Annotated in this window: 24 protein-coding genes and 1 tRNA gene; 9 read left to right on the top strand and 16 right to left on the bottom strand. The window is 39.4% G+C overall.

Annotation, left to right across the window (positions count from 1 at the left end; genetic code table 11):
* The first annotated feature begins 181 nt into the window (after positions 1 to 181).
* Together ACRPLQ_RS03060 and ACRPLQ_RS03055 are read left to right on the top strand one after the other, a co-directional pair.
* The gene (locus ACRPLQ_RS03060; protein ID WP_028415019.1) at positions 182 to 853 is read left to right on the top strand and encodes a response regulator transcription factor; all 672 of its coding nucleotides are present in this window, start codon (positions 182 to 184) and stop codon (positions 851 to 853) included.
* A complete protein-coding gene (locus ACRPLQ_RS03055; RefSeq protein WP_033579914.1) occupies positions 850 to 2,199 on the top strand; it encodes a sensor histidine kinase in 1,350 nt (449 codons plus the stop codon). Before ACRPLQ_RS03060 ends, ACRPLQ_RS03055 begins: the two co-directional genes overlap by 4 nt.
* 35 nt (positions 2,200 to 2,234) lie before the next feature.
* Here the strand turns inward: ACRPLQ_RS03055 and ACRPLQ_RS03050 are convergent, their stop codons facing one another.
* Complete coding sequence (locus ACRPLQ_RS03050; protein ID WP_028415021.1) at positions 2,235 to 3,227, bottom strand: D-cysteine desulfhydrase; 993 nt, start codon at positions 3,225 to 3,227, stop codon at positions 2,235 to 2,237.
* 150 nt (positions 3,228 to 3,377) lie between these two features.
* Here ACRPLQ_RS03050 and ACRPLQ_RS03045 point away from each other — a divergent pair, with 150 nt between their 5' ends.
* The 3 genes from ACRPLQ_RS03045 to ACRPLQ_RS03035 all read left to right on the top strand — a co-directional run bounded on the left by ACRPLQ_RS03045 (position 3,378) and on the right by ACRPLQ_RS03035 (position 5,589).
* Entirely contained in the window at positions 3,378 to 3,896 is a 519-nt protein-coding gene (locus ACRPLQ_RS03045) for an acyl-CoA thioesterase (protein ID WP_028415022.1), read from the top strand.
* Between the two features lie 74 nt (positions 3,897 to 3,970).
* On the top strand, positions 3,971 to 4,651 hold the full coding sequence (locus ACRPLQ_RS03040; protein WP_028415023.1) for a GntR family transcriptional regulator: 681 nt from the start codon (positions 3,971 to 3,973) through the stop codon (positions 4,649 to 4,651).
* Positions 4,648 to 5,589, top strand: coding sequence for a DMT family transporter (locus ACRPLQ_RS03035; protein ID WP_028415024.1), 942 nt, complete (start codon positions 4,648 to 4,650; stop codon positions 5,587 to 5,589). Before ACRPLQ_RS03040 ends, ACRPLQ_RS03035 begins: the two co-directional genes overlap by 4 nt.
* A 41-nt stretch (positions 5,590 to 5,630) precedes the next feature.
* On the opposite strand, the gene ACRPLQ_RS03030 is transcribed toward ACRPLQ_RS03035, so the two are convergent.
* The 3 genes from ACRPLQ_RS03030 to ACRPLQ_RS03020 form a co-directional block, all read right to left on the bottom strand.
* Positions 5,631 to 6,209: a suppressor of fused domain protein gene (locus tag ACRPLQ_RS03030; RefSeq protein ID WP_013084584.1), complete on the bottom strand. Its 579-nt coding sequence runs from the start codon at positions 6,207 to 6,209 to the stop codon at positions 5,631 to 5,633.
* Between the two features lie 224 nt (positions 6,210 to 6,433).
* Entirely contained in the window at positions 6,434 to 7,534 is a 1,101-nt protein-coding gene (locus ACRPLQ_RS03025; protein ID WP_033579912.1) for a M24 family metallopeptidase, read from the bottom strand.
* Positions 7,535 to 7,609: 75 nt separating this feature from the next.
* Positions 7,610 to 8,284: a hypothetical protein gene (locus ACRPLQ_RS03020; protein ID WP_033579911.1), complete on the bottom strand. Its 675-nt coding sequence runs from the start codon at positions 8,282 to 8,284 to the stop codon at positions 7,610 to 7,612.
* Positions 8,285 to 8,596: 312 nt separating this feature from the next.
* Here ACRPLQ_RS03020 and ACRPLQ_RS03015 point away from each other — a divergent pair, with 312 nt between their 5' ends.
* Both ACRPLQ_RS03015 and ACRPLQ_RS03010 read left to right on the top strand, forming a co-directional pair.
* Positions 8,597 to 9,553 carry an LCP family protein gene (locus ACRPLQ_RS03015; RefSeq protein ID WP_372454540.1) on the top strand — a complete coding sequence of 319 codons (957 nt, stop codon included), beginning with the start codon at positions 8,597 to 8,599 and terminating at the stop codon, positions 9,551 to 9,553.
* A 225-nt stretch (positions 9,554 to 9,778) separates the two neighbouring features.
* Positions 9,779 to 10,144 (top strand): hypothetical protein, encoded by a 366-nt coding sequence (locus ACRPLQ_RS03010; protein WP_028415028.1) that lies wholly within the window; start codon positions 9,779 to 9,781, stop codon positions 10,142 to 10,144.
* 27 nt (positions 10,145 to 10,171) lie between these two features.
* On the opposite strand, the gene ACRPLQ_RS03005 is transcribed toward ACRPLQ_RS03010, so the two are convergent.
* From ACRPLQ_RS03005 to ACRPLQ_RS02985, 5 genes are all read right to left on the bottom strand, one after another.
* Positions 10,172 to 10,690: an NAD(P)H-dependent oxidoreductase gene (locus tag ACRPLQ_RS03005; RefSeq protein ID WP_028415029.1), complete on the bottom strand. Its 519-nt coding sequence runs from the start codon at positions 10,688 to 10,690 to the stop codon at positions 10,172 to 10,174.
* Positions 10,691 to 10,830: 140 nt separating this feature from the next.
* Positions 10,831 to 11,577, bottom strand: coding sequence for a YwaF family protein (locus ACRPLQ_RS03000; RefSeq protein ID WP_098999626.1), 747 nt, complete (start codon positions 11,575 to 11,577; stop codon positions 10,831 to 10,833).
* Between the two features lie 168 nt (positions 11,578 to 11,745).
* Positions 11,746 to 13,269 (bottom strand): ABC transporter permease/substrate-binding protein, encoded by a 1,524-nt coding sequence (locus tag ACRPLQ_RS02995; RefSeq protein WP_071271486.1) that lies wholly within the window; start codon positions 13,267 to 13,269, stop codon positions 11,746 to 11,748.
* Positions 13,269 to 14,219 (bottom strand): ABC transporter ATP-binding protein, encoded by a 951-nt coding sequence (locus ACRPLQ_RS02990; protein WP_014458647.1) that lies wholly within the window; start codon positions 14,217 to 14,219, stop codon positions 13,269 to 13,271. The genes ACRPLQ_RS02995 and ACRPLQ_RS02990 overlap by 1 nt, the downstream gene beginning before the upstream one ends.
* A gap of 266 nt (positions 14,220 to 14,485) precedes the next feature.
* Positions 14,486 to 14,558: transfer RNA gene (locus tag ACRPLQ_RS02985), tRNA-Thr, on the bottom strand.
* A 210-nt stretch (positions 14,559 to 14,768) separates the two neighbouring features.
* On the opposite strand from ACRPLQ_RS02985, the gene ACRPLQ_RS02980 reads away from it, so the two are divergent.
* Entirely contained in the window at positions 14,769 to 15,821 is a 1,053-nt protein-coding gene (locus ACRPLQ_RS02980) for an aromatic ring-hydroxylating oxygenase subunit alpha (protein ID WP_028415032.1), read from the top strand.
* 32 nt (positions 15,822 to 15,853) lie between these two features.
* On the opposite strand, the gene ACRPLQ_RS02975 is transcribed toward ACRPLQ_RS02980, so the two are convergent.
* Positions 15,854 to 17,377 carry a DHA2 family efflux MFS transporter permease subunit gene (locus tag ACRPLQ_RS02975; protein WP_028415033.1) on the bottom strand — a complete coding sequence of 508 codons (1,524 nt, stop codon included), beginning with the start codon at positions 17,375 to 17,377 and terminating at the stop codon, positions 15,854 to 15,856.
* 265 nt (positions 17,378 to 17,642) lie between these two features.
* Here ACRPLQ_RS02975 and ACRPLQ_RS02970 point away from each other — a divergent pair, with 265 nt between their 5' ends.
* The gene (locus tag ACRPLQ_RS02970) at positions 17,643 to 18,563 is read left to right on the top strand and encodes a TetR/AcrR family transcriptional regulator (RefSeq protein ID WP_165636142.1); all 921 of its coding nucleotides are present in this window, start codon (positions 17,643 to 17,645) and stop codon (positions 18,561 to 18,563) included.
* 108 nt (positions 18,564 to 18,671) lie between these two features.
* Here ACRPLQ_RS02970 and ACRPLQ_RS02965 read toward each other — a convergent pair whose 3' ends face one another.
* The 6 genes from ACRPLQ_RS02965 to ACRPLQ_RS02940 all read right to left on the bottom strand — a co-directional run bounded on the left by ACRPLQ_RS02965 (position 18,672) and on the right by ACRPLQ_RS02940 (position 26,396).
* On the bottom strand, positions 18,672 to 19,493 hold the full coding sequence (locus ACRPLQ_RS02965) for a carbohydrate ABC transporter permease (protein ID WP_014458643.1): 822 nt from the start codon (positions 19,491 to 19,493) through the stop codon (positions 18,672 to 18,674).
* Positions 19,494 to 19,510: 17 nt separating this feature from the next.
* Positions 19,511 to 20,413, bottom strand: a complete 903-nt coding sequence (locus tag ACRPLQ_RS02960) for a carbohydrate ABC transporter permease (protein ID WP_028415035.1) — start codon at positions 20,411 to 20,413, stop codon at positions 19,511 to 19,513.
* A 23-nt stretch (positions 20,414 to 20,436) separates the two neighbouring features.
* Complete coding sequence (locus ACRPLQ_RS02955) at positions 20,437 to 21,678, bottom strand: ABC transporter substrate-binding protein (RefSeq protein WP_165636141.1); 1,242 nt, start codon at positions 21,676 to 21,678, stop codon at positions 20,437 to 20,439.
* Between the two features lie 72 nt (positions 21,679 to 21,750).
* The gene (locus tag ACRPLQ_RS02950; RefSeq protein ID WP_165636140.1) at positions 21,751 to 23,871 is read right to left on the bottom strand and encodes an amylo-alpha-1,6-glucosidase; all 2,121 of its coding nucleotides are present in this window, start codon (positions 23,869 to 23,871) and stop codon (positions 21,751 to 21,753) included.
* 87 nt (positions 23,872 to 23,958) lie between these two features.
* A complete protein-coding gene (locus ACRPLQ_RS02945; protein ID WP_028415038.1) occupies positions 23,959 to 24,975 on the bottom strand; it encodes a LacI family DNA-binding transcriptional regulator in 1,017 nt (338 codons plus the stop codon).
* A 146-nt stretch (positions 24,976 to 25,121) separates the two neighbouring features.
* The gene (locus ACRPLQ_RS02940) at positions 25,122 to 26,396 is read right to left on the bottom strand and encodes an ATP-binding protein (protein ID WP_033579905.1); all 1,275 of its coding nucleotides are present in this window, start codon (positions 26,394 to 26,396) and stop codon (positions 25,122 to 25,124) included.
* Positions 26,397 to 26,485: the final 89 nt, after the last annotated feature.

Genomic DNA, 26,485 nt, shown 5'->3' with positions numbered 1-26,485 from the left:
TACTATAAAATAAAAGTTTGGGATAAGTATCAAAACAATGTGTGAAATTGTGAAAAATTTCTTTATAACAGCAAACACGTAGTATAATAGCGGGTACATAAACCTTTAAAAAAACGCGCATAGATGGCGCAATATGCTTTATTTACCTTAATTTTCATATATTCAGAGGAAGGTGTCAAATTTGAGCTTTACACTATATTTAGTAGAGGATGAACAAAATTTAAACGAAGTTTTAACCCTTTACCTTCAAAAAGAAGGCTGGGACGTTCGCTCATTTTTTAACGGCACGGACGCAAAAGAAATGATTGCAACTCCTCCGCACCTGTGGATTTTAGATATTATGCTGCCTGATATTGACGGGTATCAGCTCATTCGCGAAATCAAGCAGCAAACGCCACATGTGCCTGTTATTTTCATTTCAGCACGCGATGCCGATATTGACCGGGTTCTTGGACTTGAAATGGGCAGCGACGACTATTTATCAAAGCCTTTTTTGCCTCGTGAACTAGTTATTCGAGCAAACAAACTGCTAAACCTCGTATATGGTTCCAATCAAAAGAAAACCGATACCATTACGCTGACTCCTTATGAAATCGATTTACATACGCGTACAGTCAGTGAAAATGGAAAGCCGATTGATTTGACGTCTAAAGAATTTGATTTTCTTGTCACTATCTCAAAAGACCTTGGACAGGCTTTTTCAAGGGAGCAGCTGTTGAATCTCATTTGGGGAGAAGATTATTTCGGCACAGACCGAGTGGTGGATGATTTAGTGAGGCGCGTGCGTAAAAAAATGCCGCAAGCACGAATTGAAACGATTTACGGATACGGATACCGGATGATGAAAGCATGAAAAACAAGTCGCTTGCATTTCAAATTTGGCTCGTCATCTCGGGTATTTTACTGCTCATTTCAATTTTGCTCGCTATTTTATTCCCAACGACGCTCAGGCAGTTCTTCACGAATGAAATTTATACCACTATTGAAAATGAACAGCATATTTTAAAAGAATACGGCCTGCCAAGCCGCTCAGGTGAATACTACTTTAGCAATGAAGACAGTGAACCAACGCTTGGCAATCGAACCGTGGATCATATTTTATTGCCTGAACATGCGGATATCTCTTATTTTTCATCACGGGTGTTGCCTCAAGACTTTTTGAGAAAAGCACAGGAAGATGCAATCAGTCAGCGGAAAATCGTCGCTCGCTATGAAAAAGATCTCGGCAACCGGACGCTTTTTTATGTGATTCGAAAAGTAAGCGTAAACGGACAGCCTGCTTTTTTACTTTCATTTTCGTGGGATACGTATCGCAACGCGCTCACTTCTACTCTTTTTAAACAGCTGCTTCTTGTCATTTCAATTGTATTTCTATTCAGCTGGCTTCCATCTATTTGGCTATCAAGATACTTAAGCAAGCCGCTTGTATCGCTTGAAAAAGATGTAAAAAAAATCGCTGAACAAAATTGGCATGAACCTGTTACAGTCAACCGTTCCGATGAAATCGGCAAGCTAGGCGCGTCCATCGAGCAAATGCGCAAAAGGCTCGTATCTAAAGATGAAGCACAGCAAACGCTGCTTCAAAATATTTCACATGATTTAAAAACACCGGTAATGGTTATTCAAAGCTACGCTCAGTCGATTCAAGACGGCATTTATCCAAAAGGTGATTTATCCCAAACGGTAAAAGTCATTGAAGATGAATCCAAAAATCTTGAGAAAAAAATCCGCGATTTGCTTTACTTGACCAAGCTTGACTATATGTCCACTCACCAGCTTGCACAAGACGACTTTGATTTTACTGCACTTCTTCATGAAGTAGTGGATCGCTTGCGGTGGAGGCGCCCTGAAATACAGTGGGAATTTGACGACGTAAATGCAACGATTAAAGGAGACAAAGAGCTGTGGACAAAAGTCCTTGAAAATGTACTCGACAATCAGCTGCGCTATGCTGATACGAAGGTTTCACTTTCACTTGCTAAACACCAAACGAACGTTCAATGTACCATCAGCAACGATGGTCCGCCGATTGATCAAAGCGTGCTTCAACACTTGTTTGAACCGTTTAAAAAAGGAGCAAACGGTGAATTCGGTATTGGCCTAAGTATCGTAAAGCGTATTGTTACGATGCACGATGCAGCCATTACGGCTGAAAACACAGACGCCGGAGTGACGTTTTCACTTACTATTCCTATATAAACTAAAAAGGCAAGGGAGTCGACTCCCTTGCTTTTTTATGAAAAAACCGATGTATATGCATAAAGAGCTGGTGAACCCCCCGAGTGAATGAACACCACATTCTCATCTTTTTTAAAATAACCTTTTCGAATTAAATCAATCAGGCCGGCCATCGCTTTTCCCGTATACACAGGATCCAATAAAATTCCTTCCGTACCGGCCACAAGTTTGACTGCTTCCACCATCTCTTCTGTTGGAACAGCATAGCCTGGACCGACATATTCATCCATACAAACAATATCTTCTTTTTTAAAAGGCGTTTTGCTATGTAAATGATCATAAAGTTCACTCGTCAGCTTGGCAACTTTCATCTCTTGCTCTTCTTTAGCACGACTCACATTCATTCCAATAACAGACACCCCGCTTTGAAGGCCTTGAAAGCCTGCCACTAGCCCTGCGTGCATGCCTCCGCTTCCGCTTGTGCAAACTACGTGGCTAAGCTTTATTTGTTGCTCATAGCTTTGCATAAGCAGCTCCTGTGCGCAGGCAGCATAGCCTGTTGCACCGATAACATTTGAACCTCCTACGGGGATTAGGTACGGCTTATGACCTTTTTCACTTAGCTCGCGCGCTACTTTTTCCATTTCCGCTGTCAAATCCGAACCTTCAGCGACAAACCGCATGTCATGAGCGCCTAATAAATGATAAAGAAAATAGTTTCCCGTCGGCTGATCACTTGCTTTATTTTCCCCTTCTTCTAATACGAGCACGCATTTCATTTGCTCTTTTACGGCAGCAGCAAGCGTCAAACGACAGTGATTGGATTGTATCGCACCGCACGTTACAAGCACGTCTGCCCCTTGTGCTTTTGCATCAGCTACTAGATATTCAAGCTTACGCGTCTTATTTCCGCCCCCTGTCAGTCCAAGCATATCATCGCGCTTCATATAAATTGAAGGTCCGTTTAACTGCTGCGATAAAACCGATAGCTTTTCTAAAGGTGTAGGGGAATCCGTATATTTTCTTCTAGAAAATTGCGTTAAGTTCATGCTCTCATCCTCTCTTTCATATTTGTTCTATTTTACCATATAGAAGCTTTTGAAGAGCTTTTTACGAAAGGGCTTTCTATAACTTGTATACATAAGAACAAGTAGTCAACATACATTAAACCATATAAACAGTTTGAAGGAGTGTTTTCAATGAGTGAAAAAGCAGTACTTTGCAGCGTCTCACGAGTAGTCAAATCACAGCATATTTTTCCAAATGACCTAAACAATCACCACACCCTTTTTGGCGGCAAAATTGTCGCTGACATGGACATGACGGCTTCTCTTTCAGCAGCTAAACATTCCAGAAAGTCGTGTGTTACAGCTTCCATTGATCATGTTGACTTTATCGAGCCCGTCACAGAAGAAGATTTTATTTCATATGAGGCATTCGTTGTTGTCACAGGAAAAAGTTCCATGATTATTTTTGTTAAAGTCATTGCCGAAAATTTGTTAACGGGCATTAAACGTATTGCTGCTACTTCTTTTCTTACCTTCGTCGCATTAGAAAATGGGAAGCCTGCTCCCGTTCCTCAAGTTATTGCTCAAACTGAAGAAGAAAAAAGCCTTCAAAAAGTAGCTCTTGAACGAAAAGAGTCCAAAAAAACGCAGGTTGAGCACAGCAAAGCAATTGCGCGCATCTTATCTAAATCTTTGCGCAGCAGTAATTAAGCTCTTCATCTAAAAAGCAGCTGTCTGCTTTTTAGACGAAGTTTTTTAATTTTCACATTGTTATTTAATGTGATATGCGATATATTGGTTTTATGAAAAATAACATTCAACCTCTCAAACGACTTTCCCTACGGGAGGAAGTCTATCAAACACTTAAACACAATATCGTTATGCTTGAATTTCAGCCGGAACAAAAGCTTCAGGATAAAGAACTGGCTGAGCAATTTGGAGTTAGCCGCACTCCTGTTCGAGAAGCATTAAAAAGGCTCGAAGATGAAGGCCTTGTACAAACGACACCTGGTTCTTCTACAAAAGTGGCTCCATTAAACCTTGAGGAGGCAAAACAATCCTTTATTGTCGTCGCAGCTCTTCATGCACTTGCTGCTAAGCTGGCTTGTACTTCGTTACAAGAAGAAGATATGGGCGAACTAATCAAACATAATCAATCTCTAGAACATGCAATCAAAACAAGAAATGTACTGAAAGCGATCGAAGCGGATGAAGCATTTCATTCCGTTTTTTTAAACCGGGCGAATAATTTAGAGCTAGAACGTGTTGTAAAACAAACAAGCGCCAAAATTCAACGTCTGGAAATCGCTCGCTTTTCTTCTCTTGCTAGCCTTGCTTCCGTTGATCAGCACAAAGAAATCATAAATGCTTGCCGTCAAAAAGATTCCGCACTGACATCACAGCTTGTCGAAACAAACTGGCTGACACTAGGTGAAGCGCTGACAAGTGAGGAGGAAGCAAAGTGAAGCCTCTTTTATTAGGCGTTGCTGCATCATTCTTTTTTGCTTTTACATTCGTTTTAAATCGAGCGATGGATTTATCTGGAGGCAGCTGGGCGTGGAGCGCATCTCTACGCTATTTTTTTATGGTACCTCTTTTGCTTATGCTTGTTTATTTTTGGGGTGGCATCAAACCTGTGGTGGCAGAAATAAAAGCCCAGCCGCAAAAATGGCTGCTATGGAGCACGGTCGGATTTGGCTTATTTTACGCTCCTCTTTGTTTTGCTTCCGCCTACGGTCCCGGCTGGCTTATTGCAGGAACTTGGCAAATCACGATTTTATCGGGGTCTCTCCTAGCTCCTTTGTTTTACAAGGAAGGAAAAAAGCGAGGAGCCATTCCTTTCAAGCAGCTAGGTTTTTCGTTTATTATTTTAATAGGAGTTGTGCTCATGCAGCTTGAGCATGCGACTGAACTGTCGGCGGCTACTGCCTTGCTTTGTACGATTCCCATTTTAATTGCGTCTTTTGCGTATCCGCTTGGCAACCGTAAGATGATGGAGCTGTCGTCGCTTAATACGTTTCAGCGCGTGCTTGGAATGACGCTTTCAAGCCTGCCGTTTTGGATTATTCTTTCTGTCTATGCCTACTTGACCGATGGACTACCAAAACCAACTCAGATGTATCAAAGCAGTTTAGTTGCTTTACTTTCAGGAGTGTGTGCAACGATTTTATTTTTTGCGGCAACTGACCTTGTGAAAAAAGATTCTCACAAGTTAGGTGCAGTTGAAGCTACACAATCGATGGAAGTTTTATTTGCCCTGCTAGGAGAGGTCTTCCTTCTATCAAGTCCTTTGCCATCGATTCTTTCTTGGGTTGGAATGGGAGTTATCGTAGCAGGCATGGTGCTTCACAGCTACCAAACGAGTCATAAAAAAGCTATACCTCAAAAAGAATTGACCTACTAATCAATAACAAAAAAGAGCGTCTCAGTCGGCGCTCTTTTTGTTTATACAACAGATCTTCTTTCTAAATTGAAGACATTAACCTGCTCAGCATCAAAGCGGCTTAGCAACGAATCTACTCCGTACTCAAGTGCAAAAGCACGTTCATTTTCTGAAATCGGAACGGCCTGCAGGAACGTTACTTTTTTATCAGATAGTTCAATCGTTGAAAAATTATCCCATAAAAACGGCGGAATCAGCAAAATGTGCTGCATATGAAAGCTGTCATCAAGGACTGCAATAACGTCTTTATAAATAGCTCCTGGGAAAATGGAGACATGAGATTTCATCATATGGAAAATACAGTTTGCTAAAATAGCAGAATAAATACCGAACTCCTCATGACATGCCCCAACAATTTCAATTCGAAGCGGGATCCCTCCAACTGTATAACCTGTCGGACATTGATGTCCACCGAGCGTTGCATACGCGGTTACGTCTTGACGCGGATGATTTTCACATGCCACAACGTGAATACCATGCTTTTTTCGTTCATCTGAATAATCTTCAATTCGGTCCTTTTGACCAAATACATCTATTGCTTTATGTATAATTAATTCTTCATCTTTTGTAAAATTACTCATAAAAAACCTCCTTGCTTGCGACCTTAAAAAGTCCCCTACTGTACAGCATATACTACCGCACTCGCTTACGATATAGTTTTTAGAAAATGTGATAGAAATGTTATCGTTTCGTAACATACTATGAAATTGTCTCAAGAAGCAAACAAGAAACCTTAACCAATTTTTTCTTTTCCCATAAAAAAATAGAGCCTGCACCATGGCAGCCTCTATTTTTTATGACATTATTATGAAATAATTTGTAATTCTTTTGGGTACTTCGTTAACGTTTCGTATCCATCTTTTGTGATGATTACATCATCTTCAATACGCACGCCTCCGAGTCCTGGAATATAGATACCCGGTTCAATCGTATACACCATGCCTTCTTGAAGCACATCATCATTGTTGCGGCTCATTGAAGGAAACTCATGCACGCTGATACCAAGGCCATGACCAAGACGATGCAAGAAATACTCTCCATACCCTGCTTCTGTAATAATATTGCGTGCTACCATGTCCAAGTCGCCAATGCGAGTGCCAGGCTTGGAAGCTTCAAGAGCTGCCTGCTCGGCGCGCTGTACCGTTTCATAGATTTCTTTTTGCTTATCATTAATCGACTTGTACGCGACTGTACGCGTAATATCTGAACAGTATCCATCTAGCACTACACCTAAATCGAAGAGAACCATATCTCCTGGCTTTAACGTGCGAAGACCTGGGTTCCCGTGCGCTTCTCCCGTTTTTTCACCAAATAACACCATCGTTGAAAACGACATCTCACGAATTCCTTTTCGCTTTAGCTCGTATTCAATTTTAGCCAGAACATCCATTTCCGTAACGCCTTCTTTTAAGGCAGCTACGCCTACTTCCACGCCAAAATCAGCTAATGCAGCTGCCTTTTGCAGAATCTCAACTTCACGCTCATCTTTAATTAAACGCAGCTGATTTAATTTCTCTTCTGCTCCGACTAGCTCAGCATTTGGATATAAATTAAGCAGTTCTTCAGCTCTCGCATACAGCAGCTGCTCTTTCTCTACAGCAACTTTTTTCACATCCATTACGTTTCGTTTATGTAAAGCTTCTTTAATAAGTTCCCAAGGATTTTGATGGTCTTCATATCCGATCACATCAAATTTCCAGCCGGCTTCTTTTGCTTGACCCACTTCCATTGATGGACAAACAAGCATCGGCTCCGCTTCATTAAATAAAAATAAACCAAGCAGACGCTCATGCGGATCCGTGTGAAATCCAGTTAAATAAAATACGTTTTCAGTTGACGAAATAAAGGCCGTTTCTACATTCTTTTCCTTCAGCCATGATACGACTTTTTGCAAACGTGCTTCCATTAAAAAAACCCCTTTCATTGTGCAATATTACTATTATAACATAGTTATTTAGCAATATTGTACAATGAATAGAGGTTAAGACAAAGCCGCGTGAAGAGTAGTAAGCTGCTCTTTAATCGCTTTTCGCTGAATACTTACTTTCATCAGCCAGCCATTTTCTCCGTATCTATAAATAAATTCGTACGTACCTTTAGGAAAATATTCTTTTACCAGCATGTCTCGGTTTTCAACAAATCCCGGATCGCCAATAAAATAGTTACCTTCTTCAAGCGGGAGCTCATGAACTTTTTTTTCTAGCTGCTTCTCTTCGTCTTCGTCATCATCTATCACAATGTGAAGACCACCTTCATCACGCACAACGTCAAATTCACCGTTTTGTTCAAGCTCAAGCACCGGTACCACCTGTCCATTTACCGTTAGCAGCTGCTTGGTTCCTTCAAGGACCTGGGACCAATGATCATCGTATAAGGTAGAAGAATAAAAAATATAGCCCTGAGATTTATATAATAAAAGCAGCTGTTCAAAATGATTTTTCACTTGTTCTTTATCAAATAGAATAACAAAATGCTTTCGATAGAAAAAACTTGTAAAAGGCAGAATAGACGATTGATTAAGCTCTCTAATTATTTCAGCACTATCCTTACCTGAAATAATAGCTCCGGTCAATTCCCCCGCGCCATAAGGTTTCCAATGACTTAACGCCGCTTCTGGAATCAGCACAAGGTTCGAAGATGACACATATATACTCATTCGCTTCACTCCTTTTTTCTACACTTAGACCTATATTTAATTCTCAACAAATAGAGACTTTTCTCTTATTCCCTTCTTAAAAGACAGAACTTTTTCCCTAACTATGATAGATTATAACAAATATCTTCGAAAAAAATAACCTTTATTTCCTCTTTCTTCTATTTGTACACTTCTCTTATTTTAGCTGTCTTCGCAGATTTACTAGTGAACGTACTTGCTAATCTAATTCCTTAGTGTTAATTTTATTATGTCGTTTTATAATTTTTTGCATAATTGGTTTTAAACAAAAAAGTATTAATATTTTTGAATGCGATGGTGAGACATTTGGAAGAACGTACAGAACGTAAACAACATAAAAGAAAAAAGCAAAGAAAAAAGAAACGCTTTAGAAAGCTACTTCTTTTCTTTCTCATTCTTGTAATCGCCGCTGGTGCATATGTGTATTATCAATACCAACAAGGATTAGCAGAAGCAGACGGAGCTTTTGGGAAAGATGGACAGTTTGATTTTAATGGTGCAAGTGCCAATTTAGATAGCATGAATGTGCTGCTTCTCGGAATTGACTCTCGCGGTGAAGAACATTCGCGTGCCGATACAATCATGATTGCTCATTATGACAAAGACAGCAATCAGCCTAAAATTGTTTCTTTGATGCGTGATTCATATGTGGATATTCCTGGACATGGCAAAAACAAATTAAATTCAGCCTATGCATTTGGCGGGCCCGAATTAATGCGTAAGACAATTAAAGAAAATTTCGGCGTAGATGTAAACTATTATGCCGTTGTTGATTTTAAAGGTTTTTCTAAAGTTGCCGATACGATTGCCCCTGAGGGAATTACGGTTACCGTGCCACACGAAATGTCGTCAGGAATTGGCATGACGCTAAAACCTGGAAAACAAACTCTTCACGGAGATAAATTACTAGGATACGTGCGATTCCGCCATGATAGCCAAAGTGATTTCGGGCGCGTGAAGCGTCAACAAGAAGTGATTGGTAAATTAATGGATGAAGCTCTTCAAGTAAAGACACTGGCGAAAGCTCCTAAGCTATGGGGTGTCATTGATCCATATGTGGATACAAATATTCCGCCAAAAACATTTATTGTGATAGGAAAAGATTTTTTAGTTGGAAATCAGCCAGATTTAAAATCTCTTCGTTTACCGGTTGAAGGTTCCTATTCAAATGAACGAATATCCGGTATTGGTGCTGTTTTAAGCATCGACCTTGAAGAAAACAAACAAGCGTTACAGTCATTTTTAAATTAGGAAAAGGTGTCCATTAGAGGACACCTTTTTTTATACTATTCAAAAAAACTTCTGTTTTTCCTCCCTATCCTTCAAAAAATTTTCAGCTTCGACAAAAAATGGAGATAAAATGGAGTTGTTTTCTAGAAAACAGCTGTTTCTTTGGAGTTCTATTTTTTCTCCTGTATGCGTATATGAAAAGAGAAGGACTTCTTTTTTATATTTTTTAGTCAAGGAGATGAAATGATGAAATTATATGGTTTTCAATCTGAAGAAGAGCGTTCCTTTCTTCATTCTACCTATAAAGTAAACCCATTACTTTCTCATACTGGAGATGTCAAAATCAGCTTTTTATCTTTTCAAGAAAATGATTATACCCCCCGTCAAGAAGCTACGATTCCACAGCTTCTTTTAGTCGTTCACGGGGAAGGCTGGGTAGCTGGCGATAACGGACTGAAAATTTATATCAAACAAGGTGAATCAGCATTTTGGAGAGCTGGGGAATCTTTTGAAGTCGGGAGTCTAACGGCTATGACAGGACTACTGATTGAAGGATTAGATATTGCTCCTCAAAAGCTGCTTACTTCTTTCTCACGAACAAACGCAAATTAAAAAGCCGCTTTGACGCGGCTTTTTTTATTATCTTAGTAATTGAGCGTAGTTTTCTGCGCTATCTTGAATAACTTTGTCACTCAGGTCACCGCCTGCTCCTTGAAATAAAAATGGAGTTTGGAACTTCATACCTGTTAAATTTGCCATAGCTTGAAAAGGAAGAAGCAGATGATTCATTGGGTAACGGTTGTATCCCCCTTCTTGATAAGCTTCTGCAGGGCCTCCTGTCGAAGTAGCTACGACAAACTCTTTTCCCTGAAGTTTAGTACCTTTGCTTCCATAAGCCCATCCGTATGTTAAAACAACATCTTGCCACTCTTTTAAGAGTGCTGGTGAGCTGTACCAGTAAAATGGAAATTGAAAAACAATACGATCGAATTGAACAGCTAACTCCTGCTCTTTTTCTACATCAATTTTGAAATCGGGATAGTTTGCGTATAAATCATGAACGTACACATCCTCCTCTTTTTTTACTCGCTCTGCCCACGCTTTATTAATACGAGAAGATGCTAGATTTGGATGCGCTAAAATAACCAGTGTTTTCATTTTGATACTCTCCTTCTGATGTCTGTGCTTGCTTTTTTCTTTTCTATTTTTTACGCTTGCCTCTCACGGCTTGTTCACTCATTCTTTCCTTTTCCTTCAGGAAATCCGAGTTCGTTTACACTTATAAATTACCAGTATTATCATTCTGCTTCAATAAAATTGACTTTGCTTTTATCACCTTTAATTTTTTTATGTACCCAAAACGGAAGATAAAGGACAAGAAAACTAAGAATCATGATTCCTTCAATCCATACTAAATACCAAGGATGAGGTCCAAGAACATCCAGCAAGGAAGCGTGCTCTGGCTTTTTCATCATGTATAAATAATTCGCACCCAGTAAACGATTCATGACATAGATAAAACCTCCGTACAGATTAACAAATACTACGCTTACCCATAAAGAACGAAACGTCGGCTCATATCTGCAGGCAGCAATTAGCATACAGCAAGCAAGTACCACACCGCCATGCGATACATAGAACTGCACATAGCGAAACTGGGCATACGCATAGCCGCCAAGGTCTGGGGTAATCATCGCTTGAACAGAGCTGCTGATTCCTGCGAAGTACACAAAATAAAAAAGAAATCTGCTTTTGGTTATCAGCATAACAGCAGCCAGCAGCACGACTATATCACTCAGCTGAAGAGGCAAAGAAGTTTCAACGGACCACTGATGACATCCGATTTCCCAAGCCTGGTAGGCCGTTTCTGAAGCAATTAGAACGAGTGAAAGCAAAACGAACACAAACCTCTTTTTTCGCAGCTGCTTTCGACATAAAAAAATAAATGCTCCTATGATCACAATAATGGCTAAAGTTACAAGATGTTCAACTGAAAAAAGCTGAAAAGAATGTTGTACAGGATGACACGTAAAAAATGAATTCATAACGGCGCCTCCTCTCCATCAGAAAACAAATTTGGTACCTTTAGCTTGTTCATAAGACCTCATTTTCATTAACGCTTCTCTCACATTAAAAAGAGATTGAAACATAACGAAATCACGCCTAAAAAAAGATCCGAACGATAAATCGTTCGGATCTTTTTGTCTTCATTTTTATTTTTTAATTAATCCTTTTTTCACTAAGAATTGATGAGCGACTTCTTCAGCCGTTTTTCCTTTTGCGTTTACTTGATAGTTCATTTCACGCATTTCGTCGTCACTGATTTTACCACCCAGTTGATTTAAGATTTTTTTCAGTTCAGGGTGCTCTTTTAGCGTATCTTCACGAAGCACAGGCGCTCCTTGATACGGTGGGAAGAACTGCTGGTCGTCTTTTAAGACTTTTAAACCAAACTGTTTGATTTCAGGATCCGTTGCATAAGCATCAAGCATGTTAATATCGCCTTTTTCTACAGCGCGATAGCGAAGCTTCGGCTCCATCGTCTTAATATTCGGGAAGGTAAGGCCATATTCTTTTTGAAGGCCTACGTAGCCGTCTTCACGATCTTTAAACTCAAGCGTAAATCCTGCTTTTACTTTATCTGTTGCATTTGCCAAATCTGAAATGGTCGTTAGATTATTTTCTTTAGCAAATTCTTTTGTAACGGTCAATGTGTACGTATTATTAAACTTCATTGGATCTAAATAGACAAGGCCGAATTTCTTTTGAAATCCTTCTTTTGCCTGCTTGTACACCTGTGTTTCATCTTTGCTGTCCGGCTGTTCCTTTAGATGCGTCACAATGGCTGTACCCGTATATTCAGGGTACAAATCAATTTCCTTGTTACGCAGAGCCTCAAATACAAATACCGTTTTTCCAAGCGACGAACGAAGATTTACTTTCATATCGGTTTGATCTTCAATTAATTCTTTGTACATATTAATTAAAATATCTTGTTCTGCGCCAATTTTCCCTCCGATAACAAGGTCTGGTTTTGTTGCGCTCATCGCTGCAAACGGAGAAACAAGAATGAGTATTAATACGATAATCATAATGAACGAGCGTTTTTTGGACCCTTTTTTTGCTGAGTGTTCAATCGTTCGCAGAATTCCATCAAAAATAAGCGCTAATAATGCTGCTGGAATAGCTCCTAATAAAATCAAACTATTATCGCTTCGGTCAATACCAAGCAAAATTAAGCTTCCGAGTCCGCCCGCTCCGATAAGAGCCACGATTGTCGCTGTACCAATAATGAGTACCATCGCTGTGCGAATTCCGGCCATAATGACAGGAAGCGCTAGAGGAAGTTCTACTTTGATTAATCGTCTCCACGAGTTCATCCCCATGGCTTTGGATGCTTCAATTAAAGATGGGTCGACTTCTTTAATTCCGGTATATGTATTTCGTACAATAGGAAGAAGCGAATATAAAAACAGTGCAATAACCGCGGGAAAGGTTCCAATTCCGACAAGAGGAATCAGTAATCCTAATAAAGCGAGTGAAGGAATGGTTTGCAGTACGGCTGTTACGCCAATGATCGGTTCAGCAATGCGGTCATGCCTCGTTAAGTAGAGTCCGAGCGGCACTGAAATTAATACGGCGATAACAAGAGCCAGTACTGAAATTTGAATGTGTTCAAGAAGAGCTTGAAACAGTGCATCTCCTCGTTGATTTAATAATGTGCTTAGTGCATTCATTACAGCGTTCCTCCTTCTTTCGTTTTATCAGAAAGAAACGCTAATAGAGTTTTGCGCGTTACAACGCCAATGCGTTTGCTCCCTTTTTTCACGGCTATTGCTTCATGGTCGTAAAGGGCGTCCATTGCCTGCTGAACAGTGGCGGTTGAAGCTAGCTCTTCAGTAGGTTCTACGTCTGGCTGTTCACTTTCTTTGACAAACATATCTAATGTCTCAAATAAAGCATTTCCTTGATTTCCAATAAATGTTTTCACAAACTCATTTTTAGGCTTTTGAATGAATTCCTCCGGGGTGCCAACTTGAACAATTTCCCCATCTTTCATCAGGCAGATACGATCTCCAAGCGTCATGGCTTCGCTCATATCATGCGTAACAAACACAAATGTTTTTTTGATTTTTTCTTTTAAGCTAATAACATCTTGTTGAAGCTGTTCGCGGCTTAACGGATCGAGGGCACTAAAGGGTTCGTCCATTAAAATAACGGGGGGATCAGCTGCGAGGGCACGTGCTACACCTACACGTTGCTGCTGGCCACCTGAGAGCTCAGACGGCTTTCGGTTTCGATATTGCTTTGGGTCTAGTCCTACCAAGGTAAGCAGTTCATCAATACGCGTTTTGATTTTGTTTTTCTTCCAATGCTTCATCTCCGGTACAATGGCTATATTCTCAGCAATGGTCATATGAGGAAAAAGAGCAATCTGCTGTAGCACATAACCAATGTTCCAGCGTAGCTCATGTATGTTGTGGTCCGATACGAGCTTATCTTTTATGTATAGTTCTCCTTCGGTAATATCATGAAGACGGTTAATCATTTTTAAGGTGGTTGTTTTCCCACATCCACTCGGACCAATTAAAACGAAAAACTCTCCTTCTTTTATTTCTAGATTAATATTTTTCACGGCGGTCGTACCGTCTGGATATTGCTTTGACACATTCTTAAACGTAATCAAATTATCGTTCACACTCCCTGTTGAAATTTAACCCCTAGTTTCGTGTACCCAATACTTAGAGGCAATAAACATTCTTTTAAGAATATTTCTAAATATGATTCATAAGACATAGTGGAAAAGATACACATGTTTTCTAACAGCCTCCTAATAAGGCTATCAAACTGTTAAAGTTTTCACAAGGCGGGGGAAGAATAATTCGGAGAATAAATTTAAAGCCAATTCAAATAAAAAAACCTTCTTTCAACAAGAAAGAAGGTTTTTGAGTATGCTAGCGACAGGGATCGAACCTGCGACCTCTTGCTTACCATGCAAGTGCTCTACCTACTGAGCTACACCAGCGTCTTGGAAAATTATATCACGTTTAAATTTATTTAGGAAGCGCTTTTTTAAATTTTTTTATTGGTATATTCTCTAATTTGCGTCTTCTGAAATTCGCACTTTCTACAAAGTTCCATATTTCATGTTAGAACTTCTTACATAAATTGTGTGAATTTTCTTTTTTTATATTACCCTTAGTAAAAGAGCTTACAAAAGAAGGGAAGAAAATAGATGGAACAACAACCAACCATGACAAAATCAAAAACGGCAACTCCCTACCCAAGAGACTGCACGTTCAGCCTGGAAGATTGGACGACGCTCGCCAAGTATTGGTACCCCGTCGCACGCTGCAGTGATGTAACAGAAAAACCAACGTCCGTAAAATTACTAGATGTAAATCTAGTTTTATACCGCACCACACACAAAGTTGTAGCGGCACGTGATTTATGCGTTCACCGAGGCACCCCGCTTAGCATGGGCTGGGTGGAAGATGATGAAATTGTCTGTCCTTACCACGGCTTCCGCTACGCAACGGACGGCGCATGCACGTCAATTCCAGCTCACCCTGACGCCAACATTTCTCCCCGTCTCTGTATGGCCGTCTATCCAGTTATTGAACGATATGGATTAGTGTGGACGTCCCTGACAGGAGAACAAGATAACCTGCCTTATTTCGATGCGTGGGAGGACCCTGATTTTCAGCAAATTGTTTGTCCGAGCTTTGATATCATGGGTTCAGCCGGTCGTCAAATGGAAGGCTTTTTAGACGTAGCTCATTTTGCTTGGGTTCACACAGACACATTTGGTGATCGAAACAACGCCTTTGTGCCTAAATATAAAGTAAGCGATACAGACTATGGGCTTCATGTAGAATATACGAGCACCGTGAGCAATTATTCCAAAGAACAGCAGCATTTAAATCCACCTGATTTTAAATGGCTTCGCGTCTTTGATGTTTATCCCCCGTTTACAGCTACGCTAAAAGTATACTTCCCAGAAGGCGCAGAGCTGTGGATTATGAATGCAGTCTCTCCTATTTCAGCCCGCGAAACACGTTTATTCGCGCCAATCGCTCGAAACTTTGACAAAGATTCTCCCGTTGAAGGTGTGTATGACTTTAACCTTCGCGTCTTTGACGAAGACCGTGAAATGGTGGAAAACCAAAAACCTGAAGACTTGCCTTTAGACCTGCAGATGGAAGCGCATATTATGGCTGATCAAACGTCCATCGGTTACCGGAAATTATTAAAGAAAATGGGCTTAAGCTTTAGATATACAAGCTAAAAAAATCCCCGCTGTCTCAGCGGGGATTTTTTTTATTTAGCAAACTGCTCGCGTGCTGCTTTTTCCTTTATCACTTCATCTTCACTTGCCGGCGTTGCGCGTTTCATGAAGAATGAAAGAATTAAGGCAACCACCACTAGGACTACTGAGACAGCAAACGCATCGTTAATCCCTTGTACCATTGCCTGCATCCCAATCTGTTCTTTCATTTGAGCTGCCCCAGCTGCGGTTGCATTAGCTGCTCCTGCTCCGCTCATTGCATCTTGAGCGAGCTCTTTTGCATGAGTAGCTGTACGGTTTGACATCACCGTTACTAAAAGAGCCGAACCAATAGCTCCCGATACTTGTTGAAGCGTATTGTTCATCGCAGTACCATGCGGATTAAAACGCTGCGGAAGCTGATTTAATCCGTTTGTCATAACCGGCATCATCACCATAGACATTCCGAACATACGAAGCGTGTAAAGCGTAATGAGCGTTGTATAGGTCGTATCAAGCTCTAAGTTACTGAAGAAATACGTCGTAACGGCTGTAATCGTTAGACCCGTTACAGCCAATGCACGCGCTCCGAATTTATCAAATAATTTTCCGGTAATCGGTGACATCACACCCATTAGCAGCGCACCTGGAAGCATTAGTAATCCTGAATGAAGCGGAGAGATGCCTCGTACCGTTTGAACATAAATTGGCATTAGCAGCATGGCTGAGAATAATGCCATTGTAATTACCATCGAAATCGTTGATGATAAAGCAAACATTGGATATTTAAAAATGCGGAATTCAAGCATCGGTGTTTTAAGCTTGAACTGACGCGTAATAAATAAAATCAGAGCCACAGCTCCTACGATAATGGTACCGTATACTTCCACAGAATCCCAGCCTTTATCCCCTGCTGAGCTAAACCCGTATAGAAGTCCGCCAAATCCAATTGTAGATAGCAAAAGGGATAAAAAATCCAAATTGATTTCCACTTTTTCTTTTTTGTCTTTTAATAGGAAGAAGGCGCCTATTAATACAATGGCTGCGATTGGCGTAACAAGGTGGAACAGCATTCTCCACTCATAGTGTTCAATTAGCCATCCTGATAATGTAGGACCAATTGCCGGAGCAAAAATCATAACTAAACCGAAAATCCCCATCGCAGCTCCGCGTTTTTCTAATGGAAAACTTGTGAGCAATACGTTCATTAAAAGCGGCATCATAATAGCTGCGCCTGACGCTTGAATAATACGAGCGGTTAACAACACAGAAAATACTGGCGAAGCACCTGCAAGTATTGTTCCTGCTGTAAATAAAGTCATCGCCGTTAAAAATAAGCCTCTGACAGAATAGCGCTGAATTAAAAAAGCGGTAGTTGGAATCATAATACCATTCACTAACATATAACCAGTAGAAAGCCACTGGACAGTTGACGTTGTCACATCTAAGTCTTTCATAATAGACGGCAGCGCCACATTTAATAACGTTTCATTCAATAATGAGATAAAAGCGCCAATTAACAAAATAGCAATTATGCCATAAGGCGGCTTTTCCATTTGATTTATCGATCGACTCATTATTGTACCTCCTTATACTTTAGGTTCATTTTTTTAGACACGTGTTCTACATAGAGTATATTATACTGTGAGTTCAATTTATGCAAGTGAAAAATCTTACGTTCACGTTCTTTATTTTCTCAACTTTTTTAGTCCTATAATCCTTTTATACCAATATATTGTCGTGATATCGTTCAGTTTTCTGAAAAGAACATTTGTGTAAACGCTTTAAATCATGTATCATAAAGTTGGACCATGAGTCTAATTTTACATTTAGGTGATAATAATGAATAATCGAAAACAGCAAGTTGTAAAAAATGCACACCATCTCTTCGTTGAAAAAGGATTTCAAGCTACTTCTATTCAAGACATCATTGATTATAGCGGCATTTCAAAAGGAACATTCTACAACTATTTTTCTTCAAAAAATGAATTATTAATCGCTGTTTTTACATGGCTTCATACGACCATTGAACAAGAGCGCAATCAGCTGCTGGTTGGTAAAAGTCTGACCGATGTAGATGTATTTATTAAACAGATCGATGCGCAGATGAAAAACCATCACAAACATAAATTTTTTACGTTACTTGAAGAAGTATTTGTTTCTAATGATCCTGATTTAAAAGCATACATAAAAAAAACCCAGTTCATTGAAGTAAACTGGTTCTACAAACGGTTTATTGATTTATTTGGACAAGAAAAGAAACCTTATCTGCTAGATTGTGCAATTATGTTTCTTGGCATGCTTCACCGCAACTTTCACTATAATTTTATGGTCAACAGTACAAATACTGATCCCCATGAGATTATAACTTACAGCGTTAAGCGTCTGCTTCCTCTTGTAGACGAAGTAGCAAGTTCAGGAGACATTTTGCTCGATCCGCAAACGATCAAAGAATGGCTTCCATCTTGCCCAAATACTAAAAATCAAATAGAACAGGACATTTCCGCAGCACTTATCGATTTAAAAAAGCAAGCTCACAAACAATTTACGGATGAATTCGAACGTCAAAAATGCACAGAGCTTATTAGTTTTATTGAAGAAGAGATGTTTAAACAATCGAATCCACGCAAGTTTGTTGTGGATAGTGCCCTTCATTCATTAAAGCAGCTGCCTGTTAACAACCGTAAAACGAACCTAGAGGAACTGCAAACGATGATTGATCAGTATGTGAGTGAACTTCAATCAACAGCTAGAAGCAACTAAACATATGAAATTCACGCTCACCATAACAACAAAAAACGAACGATTATGATTTTTAATTAATCGTTCGTTTGTCATTCCAACTAAAATACTTTTATCCCAGCCTCTTTTTTATTTTCCTCCAGTAAACGAAATTCCTTTAATGAAATATTTGTTAAAAAACGCATAAATGAGCAAAATTGGAAGTGTAAAAACCATGGAAGCTGCCATAATATAGTTCCAATAACTGATATACTGACCTTTAAATGTGTTAAGGCCTAAAGTCAACGTGAACATATTTTCATCAGACATCACAATTAAAGGCTTCATAAAATCATTCCAAAACCCCATAAATACAAAAATCGTTTGTGCTGCTAAGGCAGGTTTTGCAAGTGGAAGGACTATTTTGAAGAATGTTCCAAACTTCGATAACCCATCCAACTCCGCTGCTTCTTCAAGCTCTTTTGGGAAATTAATAAAAAATTGACGCATCATAAATATAAAAGTCGCATTTACCATTCCCGGTACAATCATTCCCTGATAGGTATTTAACCAGCCTAACTCTTTTAAAATTAAAAAATTAGGAATCATCGTTACTTGTCCAGGAATCATAAGCACCGCTAAAATAATAATAAATAAACTTTTCTTTCCCGGGAAACTGAGGCGTGCAAGGGCATAACCAGCCATTGAGTTAAATAGCAAATTCAGAGCTGTTCCTACTACGGCAATGAATAAGCTATTAAACATCCAGCGAGGGAACAGCTTTTGTTCCACAAAAATTTGTTTATAATTGTCTAGCGTAAAGTGTTTCGGAATAAAGTTCACCGTACCTGACACAATTTCTTCTAGCGTTTTAAAAGAAGCGGACAGCGCCCAAATAAATGGAATCAGAGTAATCAGCGCGTATATGCTTAAAATCGTATATAAAATGAGGACTCCTGTTTTTTTCTTCATCTTTTTCTTCCCCCCCCTTAGTACATACTTTCTTCTTTTGAAAACTTTCTCTGAATAACCGTTGCCACCAAAATCACGAGCGCCAGCATAAAGGCTAGTGCTGCAGCATACCCCATAGTACCTAAATTTTTAAATGCATATTGATAAATAAGCAGAACAACAGTCAGAGTCGAGTTATTAGGACCTCCTGAACCTCCTGAGAAAATAAACGATTGATCAAATAACTGAAACGTACCAATCAGTCCCATGATCACTACGAATGATGTAACCGGTCGCAGATTCGGAACTGTAATATGCCAAAACCGTTGAAACACATTAGCCCCATCTAACTGAGCTGCTTCATAAAGCGAATTTGGTACGTCTTGCAAAGCTGCCAAATAAATAACCATAAAAAATGGAGCTGTTGCCCAGATGTTCATAATCATAATGGCAATCAAAGCGACCTGAGGATCTCCAAGCCAATTGTAAGTTGGAAGACCAACAAACTTTAAAAACTCGTTCACAATTCCATTTTGATTGTACATCCACATAAAAATAAGCGTTAATACAGCCGATGATGTAAGTGTAGGTAAAAAATAAATAATGCGAAAAACTTTTTCTGCTTTTAGCCCTGCATTTAATGTGGCCGCCAGTATAAGTGCCAATGCGGTTTGTACCGGTACAACAATTACTACATACTTCACCGTATTCCAAAGAGCAATTTTAGCTTTGTCATCTTCAAGAACCTTCATGTAGTTCTCAAGCCCTCGAAAATGAAACTCAGTTCCTCCCAGCAATTGAACTTTATGTAAAGACAAAAAGATGGCATAAAAAATAGGTGCAATAACAAACAGCAATAGTACAAACAGTGTAGGTGTCATAAAAGCATATCCTTGCCCTACATCACGAGGTTTGTACGTTCGTATTTTTCCGTCTTTCATTTCCTCCACTCCCCCGCCAAGCCTTATTCATAAATACTAATCTCTTGATTTGCCTGCTTTTGTGCTTTTTTCAAAGCTGTTTCTAAATCACTTTGTCCCAAAAAGGCGCTTAAAAACTGGTTATTAAAGTTATTCATGATAATAGGCAAATACGGACCATCTTGCCAGACAGTTGCATAAGCAGCTCCTTTTACTAATGGACCTCGTTTTTCGTCTTCAGCAAAACCAAGCTTATCCGCTACGGATTTTCTTGTTGGCAATGCATAACCCTTGCTTGTCCAAGTTTCCATTCCTTCTTTCCCGGTTAAGTACTGAATGAGCTCCCAAGATGCTTTTTTCTTTTTTGAGTCAGCATTCATTACATACGCGACCGTAAATGCCATCGTATTTTTGTGACCGTTTATTGTCGGAACTTCCGCTGTACCGTAATCAAGTTTTGGGAAGGACTCCTGTAAAAATGGAATCATCCAATTCCCTTCAATCACCATAGCTACTTTTTGTTGTGCAAACATGTCCGTACCTGAATTTGCGCCTACATCAGAGGGCTGTACAGACGTTTTATCTTTTAAATGCTGATCGATGAGCGGCTGAAGAGAATCCACGACTTCTTTCGTAGCAAAGTTTGCCTTATTGTTCTTTACAACGTCTCCTCCGTTTGCCTGCGCCATGTAGAAGATACGCGCTAATTCCGGCGTGACACCAAACGCTTGAATCCCTTTCTTTTTAAATACTTTTGAAACTTCTTTAAACTCATGCCATGTTTTTGGTACTTCTACTCCTGCTTCTTTAAATAGCTTTTTGTTGTAAAATAAGCCTAATGTGGAGTAATCTTTCGGAAAACCATAAGTCTCTCCATTTTTTTGAAACGCTTTCAATAATGGTTTCTCAAAATCCTGAACATCAAAATCAGATTTTACATAAGAATTTAAAGGTTCTAAAACCCCTGTATTAATAAGACCCGGCGCTTCAAGTGCATCAAGATAAAAAACATCTGGACCATTTCCACCTATTAAACGCGTTTTTAAAATATCCATGTATTGATCAGTGATTACTTCATGCTTCACATGAATTGATGGATGAAGTTTTTCAAAGTCTTGAATAGTTTGATTAAGCAGCTTCGTCTCTGTTGGGTTGCCTCCCCAGCCGGCTAATACAATTTCGACTTGACCATTTTCCCCGGAAACTTCTTGTACATTTGAACATCCAGTTAAAGCTGCTCCAGCCACTGCCAGAACCAAACTTAAAGCGAGTATCCACTTCTTCATTAGCTGTCTCCTTTCATTTCATTGACCTGCGGCTTATTAATTGACGCTTAATAAGCCGCGGTCGAAGTAACATTAACCTACATAATTTCTTACCTTACATTGAGATAGAAGCTCGTATTTTGTCGTATTTTCTTTCACGTAAATAATAGTTTCGCTTTCTTCTTTTTTAACCGTTAATGAAAGTTTCCCACTGCCAATCCCAAGGTTTTCTACAGAGATTTCATTCATATCGTCTATGAGCAAAGGATTTATCTGTATAGTACCTGCTGTACTATCAGGAAACAGTCTCAACATCGCCTGTACGAAAGCTAAAGGCGTGCCGGCTGCCCAAGCTTGAGGTGAGCAGGCAACGGGATATTTGACAGGCTTGCCAAGGTTACTTGAATAGCCGCAGAATAACTCTGGAAGACGGTCGTATTCAAAATGCTCAGCTGCATCAACCAGCCCTTTTATCACTTTATTGACTTCTGTTTGCTTGTTCGCTTTACTCAAACCGAGAACAATTAAACTATTATCGTGCGGCCAAATGCTCCCGTCATGATAACTCATTGGATTATAACCCGCTTCTCCTTCTGCCATTGTACGAATTCCATATCCCGAAAACATAGATTCTGATACTAGCCTTTCCGCTACTTTGTTCAGCTTCTCCTCATCCATCATCTCGGCTAAAAGTACATGACCTGGATTTGACGTAATCGTTCCTACTTGATGTTTATGTTCATCAAGTGCAATGGCATAGAATGACACGTCTTCCATCCAAAAAGCTTCATTGAACTTTTTACGCAGCAGCTCAGCTTCTTCACGTAAACTATTTGCTTCATTTGTTTTGTTTAACTGATCATACAAAGAAGCAATACCCATTTTCGCTTGATATACGTAGCCTTGTACTTCCACTAAAGCAATAGGAGTTTTTGCATATTCACCGCTGCGATGGACAACAGAATCCCCTGAGTCTTTCCATCCTTGGTTAGCAATTCCTTTACTTGATTCTTGATGGTATTCAAGAAATAAATCACCGTCTCGATCTCCATATTCATTGATCCATGTCAAAGCTCCATCGACAGTCATTTGCATTTCTTTTACAAACTCGAAGTCTCCCGTCCACTTCACATATTCCGTTAACAAAATTAAAAATAATGGTGTCGCGTCAACTGTTCCGTAATATGGAGTAAAAGGTATTTGATTTGTGTTGGCTAGTTCTCCGTAACGTATTTCATGCATAATTTTACCCGGCTGTTCATCACGCCATGGATCATTTGCCGTTCCTTGATATGCTGCCATAGTACGTAGCGTTCCTTTTGCTACTTCCGGATTAAAAGCCAGCATTTGAAGCGCTGCAATTAGACTATCCCTTCCAAATGGCACACCAAACCAAGGCAATCCAGCTACAGGAAAAGCACCGAATCCTACATCCGTTAGCAGTACGCGCAGGTCGTTAAGTCCTCTTGTAATAAGGCGCTGCATTGTCGGATGATCGGTTGTCACTTTTGTAGAAGATTTTTCCCACTTTTTATATGACTGCGTTAGTAAACTAAATGCTTCACCAGCTGATAAAATATTTTCATTGATGTCTTCACCCATTTGCGGCTGAACCATTAATGTAATTTCTTCTTCTTCCTGATGGTTCAGTTCGAAAGAAAACATAACCTCTCCTTGTTCATACACGTGTGAGGCTTTTTTATCCCAAGAAATCCGTGTCGAACGCTTGATATCATCTGATCCTTCGTATGTATATATTAAACTGCTTTCCCCTTTTATTTGCCCTGTTCGTTTTCCGACATTTCCAGTTTGAAAACCTCTTACGATAAACATATCGTTAAAATCGACATCTGCTTGGATACTTAATGTAAAAGCAATTTTTTTAGGAAAATAACTTTTCAATTTTATTTTTTCATAGAAAATACCCTCATATATAAAGCGCTTTCTTTCTATTTCTACAGACTCTCGCCACAGCGATAGTTCTCCTTCTTTTTCCATATGCGGATTAGTAAGAAGAATTGTGGCTAACAGGTTTTCGTCGGCACTTGAGGACAATAACACAGGATCTGTACCGTTAATTTTCAAATGAAATTTGCTCAAAAAACGCGTATCTTTCATATATAGCCCTAAACCATACTGATGGTTTTCAGTGATATTTCCTGCTTGATCTGTTAGTAAAAATAAGTCATTTTCTTTAATCACACGGTAATCCATTTCCATCCCCCTAAATTTCACCGAAACGTTTTGGAAAAACGAAACACAAAACCGAAACGTTTCGGTTTTTACATTATATAAAAACCACTAGCCGTGGTTTTTAGCTGTTGATTCTCGAATAATCAGCTGTGTATCAAGATAACGCTTCATATTTGTTTCTTTTCCTTCTAGCATCTCAATTAGTAAATCTGCAGCTTCATAGCCAATCTGATATACTTCCTGCCCTACAGTCGTCAAATTTGGAGACGAGTAAGAAGCAAGAACAATATTATCATATCCGACAATCGAAACGTCTTTTGGTACATCAAGGCCAAGTTCTTTGCATGCTTTTAATGCTCCCAGTGCCATTAAATCACTTGCACAAAAAATAGCGGTGAGCTCTTCATACTTATTTAAAAGCTCACTGGCAGCTTTCTCTGCTTTCTTTTCTTCAAACTTTCCGCTTACAACCCATTCAGACCGAAACGACAAACCGCATTCTTTGAGGGCTTGTCTGTATCCGTTGAGACGTTCTTGGCTGACAAATGCGTCTTCATGTCCGTTAATCATCCCAATATGCTGATGGCCAAGACTCGCTAAATGTTCAACCGCTTTTTTAGCTCCCAAGGCATTATCGGTGGTGACATAGCCTACTGAACTAGAATGGACGGGAATATCAACTAAAACACAAGGAATATCGCTTTCTACTACTTCTTTTAAATAAGGATCTTCTTTTTTGATGCCCTGAATAATTGCCCCGTCCACTCTTCGCTCTCGACAAAGCTGAGTATACGTTTTTTCTCGCTGCATCATCGTGTTTGTATTAAATAAAATCAAGTCATACCCCAAAGTAGATGCACGCTCATTTACACCGCACAATACTTCAAACGTGAAATTATCTTTTACGCTCTCTCTGCTGATGCCTGAAACTAGTAGTCCAATTGTCTTTGACTTTTGCATAACCAATCCTCGAGCTAACGTATTGGGGCTATAGTCCAGCTCTCTTGCTACGGCTGCAATCTTTTGCCTTGTTTTTTCATTTACATCTGAATAACCATTTAAAGCCCGAGACACCGTTGTTACAGATACGCCGGCAACTCGCGCTATATCTTTAATCGTTGTCAATCAAAATTCCTCCAAAACGTTTCGGATAACTTTAAATAGATTGTAACGCTTTCATTTCTTAAATTCAATACTTTTTTAATAATCAGTTTACTTTTATCTATTTTTAAAATTTTTGCATATAAAAAAAGCAGCCCTAAAGCTGCTCTTTACTCACAAAGAGGAAATTGAAGTGAAAAGCACGTTTCTTTTCCTTTTACGCTAGACACACTTACTTTTCCCTTCATATAATGGATAATACTGAAAGATACCATCGTTCCAAGCCCCGTACCTTTTTCTTTTGTTGTAAAATACGGTTCACCTAACCGGTTGATTTGTTCTTGCGTCATACCGCAGCCTGTATCCATAATATCAACGATCACAACTCCGCCTTCTTTTCCTACTTTAATAGTTAACGTGCCTCCGTTTTGCATGGCTTCAATACTATTTTTAAATAAGTTGATTAGACACTGCTGAAGCTTTCTTCTTTCTCCCATTACGAAGAACTTCACTTCTTCATCGAATGTAAAATCAATCGCGACTCCGTTCATATTGGCAAGAGGCGTCATAATATGGGTGACGTGATGAATTTCTTCTGACATATTCATTTTTTCATTTCGTTCTGGAGCGGAATTGGCAAATAGCAAGTAATCATCAATGATTTCTTTTGCGCGGTCTAGTTCATTAATAGCAATCGAAATGTAGCGTTTTTTAGCAGGTTCTTTTTCATCTTCTTGCAGCATTTGCATAAATCCTCTGCTTGCAGTTAGAGGATTTCGCACCTCATGAGAGATGCTGGCAGCTAAATGACTGACAATTTCTAGCTTTTCTGCTTTCATTAGGCGCTGCAGCACTAATAAATTTGCCCGTATCGCTTCCCACAGTATGGTAATCACAAACATGCCTGCCACATCTAAAACAGCGAACTGAACCCACACGCTAATAGGAATGCTTGTTACGTGTAAAACAAAAATAGATACAAGCATAGCTAATAAAGAACCAATTACACTAAGACAGGTGCTCACGATAATTCTATTTTTTAATGAGAAATGTAAAAAGTATTTTGTTATGAAAAATAAAGGAATGGATAAAATCGGAAGAGCAATTAATGTTGATAAAAACCCTACATCGTACCCGCCAATTAGCAAGCGCAGCAGTAAAATAAAGACGAAAAGCAAGCTTCCTAGCGGCCAGCCTCCATATAACGTTCCTAAAATATAAGGAATTCTTCGTAAATCCATTCGATAGTCATCCGGGACATAAGCTCCGTTAACCGGAAACAAAAGGCAAAAGGTAATAGCTAAAATCGGAAATACCGCGATATAGTGATCTTTCCACCAATGAACTTTTTTAGCATACTTGATCAAATAAAACATCTGCACTAAAAACAGCGCCAATAAAATAAATAAAAAATTAATTAACAAATCTTTCGTAACAAAACTCATGCATTCACCGGTCTTTCAAATGAGATAAAAATAAACTCTTTTATTGCATTTACATTTGTAACACAAATTAGAGCGTAATCATAGATAAA

The organism is Priestia sp. TRN 1309 (genome assembly GCF_050846875.1).
Lineage (GTDB): Bacteria > Bacillota > Bacilli > Bacillales > Bacillaceae_H > Priestia > Priestia zanthoxyli.
The sequence above is the reverse complement of the archived record's forward strand: the minus strand, read 5'-3'. Positions and strand labels throughout refer to the sequence as shown.

Excerpts from the sequence above, each read along its gene's own strand:
- ACRPLQ_RS03055 (WP_033579914.1), top strand. The coding sequence starts at position 850 with ATGAAAAACAAGTCGCTTGCATTTCAAATTTGGCTCGTCATCTCGGGT.
- ACRPLQ_RS03050 (WP_028415021.1), bottom strand. The coding sequence starts at position 3,227 with ATGAACTTAACGCAATTTTCTAGAAGAAAATATACGGATTCCCCTACA.
- ACRPLQ_RS03045 (WP_028415022.1), top strand. The coding sequence starts at position 3,378 with ATGAGTGAAAAAGCAGTACTTTGCAGCGTCTCACGAGTAGTCAAATCA.
- ACRPLQ_RS03040 (WP_028415023.1), top strand. The coding sequence starts at position 3,971 with ATGCGATATATTGGTTTTATGAAAAATAACATTCAACCTCTCAAACGA.
- ACRPLQ_RS03030 (WP_013084584.1), bottom strand. The coding sequence starts at position 6,209 with ATGAGTAATTTTACAAAAGATGAAGAATTAATTATACATAAAGCAATA.
- ACRPLQ_RS03025 (WP_033579912.1), bottom strand. The coding sequence starts at position 7,534 with ATGGAAGCACGTTTGCAAAAAGTCGTATCATGGCTGAAGGAAAAGAAT.
- ACRPLQ_RS03020 (WP_033579911.1), bottom strand. The coding sequence starts at position 8,284 with ATGAGTATATATGTGTCATCTTCGAACCTTGTGCTGATTCCAGAAGCG.
- ACRPLQ_RS03015 (WP_372454540.1), top strand. The coding sequence starts at position 8,597 with ATGGTGAGACATTTGGAAGAACGTACAGAACGTAAACAACATAAAAGA.
- ACRPLQ_RS03010 (WP_028415028.1), top strand. The coding sequence starts at position 9,779 with ATGAAATTATATGGTTTTCAATCTGAAGAAGAGCGTTCCTTTCTTCAT.
- ACRPLQ_RS03005 (WP_028415029.1), bottom strand. The coding sequence starts at position 10,690 with ATGAAAACACTGGTTATTTTAGCGCATCCAAATCTAGCATCTTCTCGT.
- ACRPLQ_RS03000 (WP_098999626.1), bottom strand. The coding sequence starts at position 11,577 with ATGAATTCATTTTTTACGTGTCATCCTGTACAACATTCTTTTCAGCTT.
- ACRPLQ_RS02995 (WP_071271486.1), bottom strand. The coding sequence starts at position 13,269 with ATGAATGCACTAAGCACATTATTAAATCAACGAGGAGATGCACTGTTT.
- ACRPLQ_RS02980 (WP_028415032.1), top strand. The coding sequence starts at position 14,769 with ATGGAACAACAACCAACCATGACAAAATCAAAAACGGCAACTCCCTAC.
- ACRPLQ_RS02975 (WP_028415033.1), bottom strand. The coding sequence starts at position 17,377 with ATGAGTCGATCGATAAATCAAATGGAAAAGCCGCCTTATGGCATAATT.
- ACRPLQ_RS02970 (WP_165636142.1), top strand. The coding sequence starts at position 17,643 with ATGAATAATCGAAAACAGCAAGTTGTAAAAAATGCACACCATCTCTTC.
- ACRPLQ_RS02965 (WP_014458643.1), bottom strand. The coding sequence starts at position 19,493 with ATGAAGAAAAAAACAGGAGTCCTCATTTTATATACGATTTTAAGCATA.
- ACRPLQ_RS02960 (WP_028415035.1), bottom strand. The coding sequence starts at position 20,413 with ATGAAAGACGGAAAAATACGAACGTACAAACCTCGTGATGTAGGGCAA.
- ACRPLQ_RS02955 (WP_165636141.1), bottom strand. The coding sequence starts at position 21,678 with ATGAAGAAGTGGATACTCGCTTTAAGTTTGGTTCTGGCAGTGGCTGGA.
- ACRPLQ_RS02950 (WP_165636140.1), bottom strand. The coding sequence starts at position 23,871 with ATGGATTACCGTGTGATTAAAGAAAATGACTTATTTTTACTAACAGAT.
- ACRPLQ_RS02940 (WP_033579905.1), bottom strand. The coding sequence starts at position 26,396 with ATGAGTTTTGTTACGAAAGATTTGTTAATTAATTTTTTATTTATTTTA.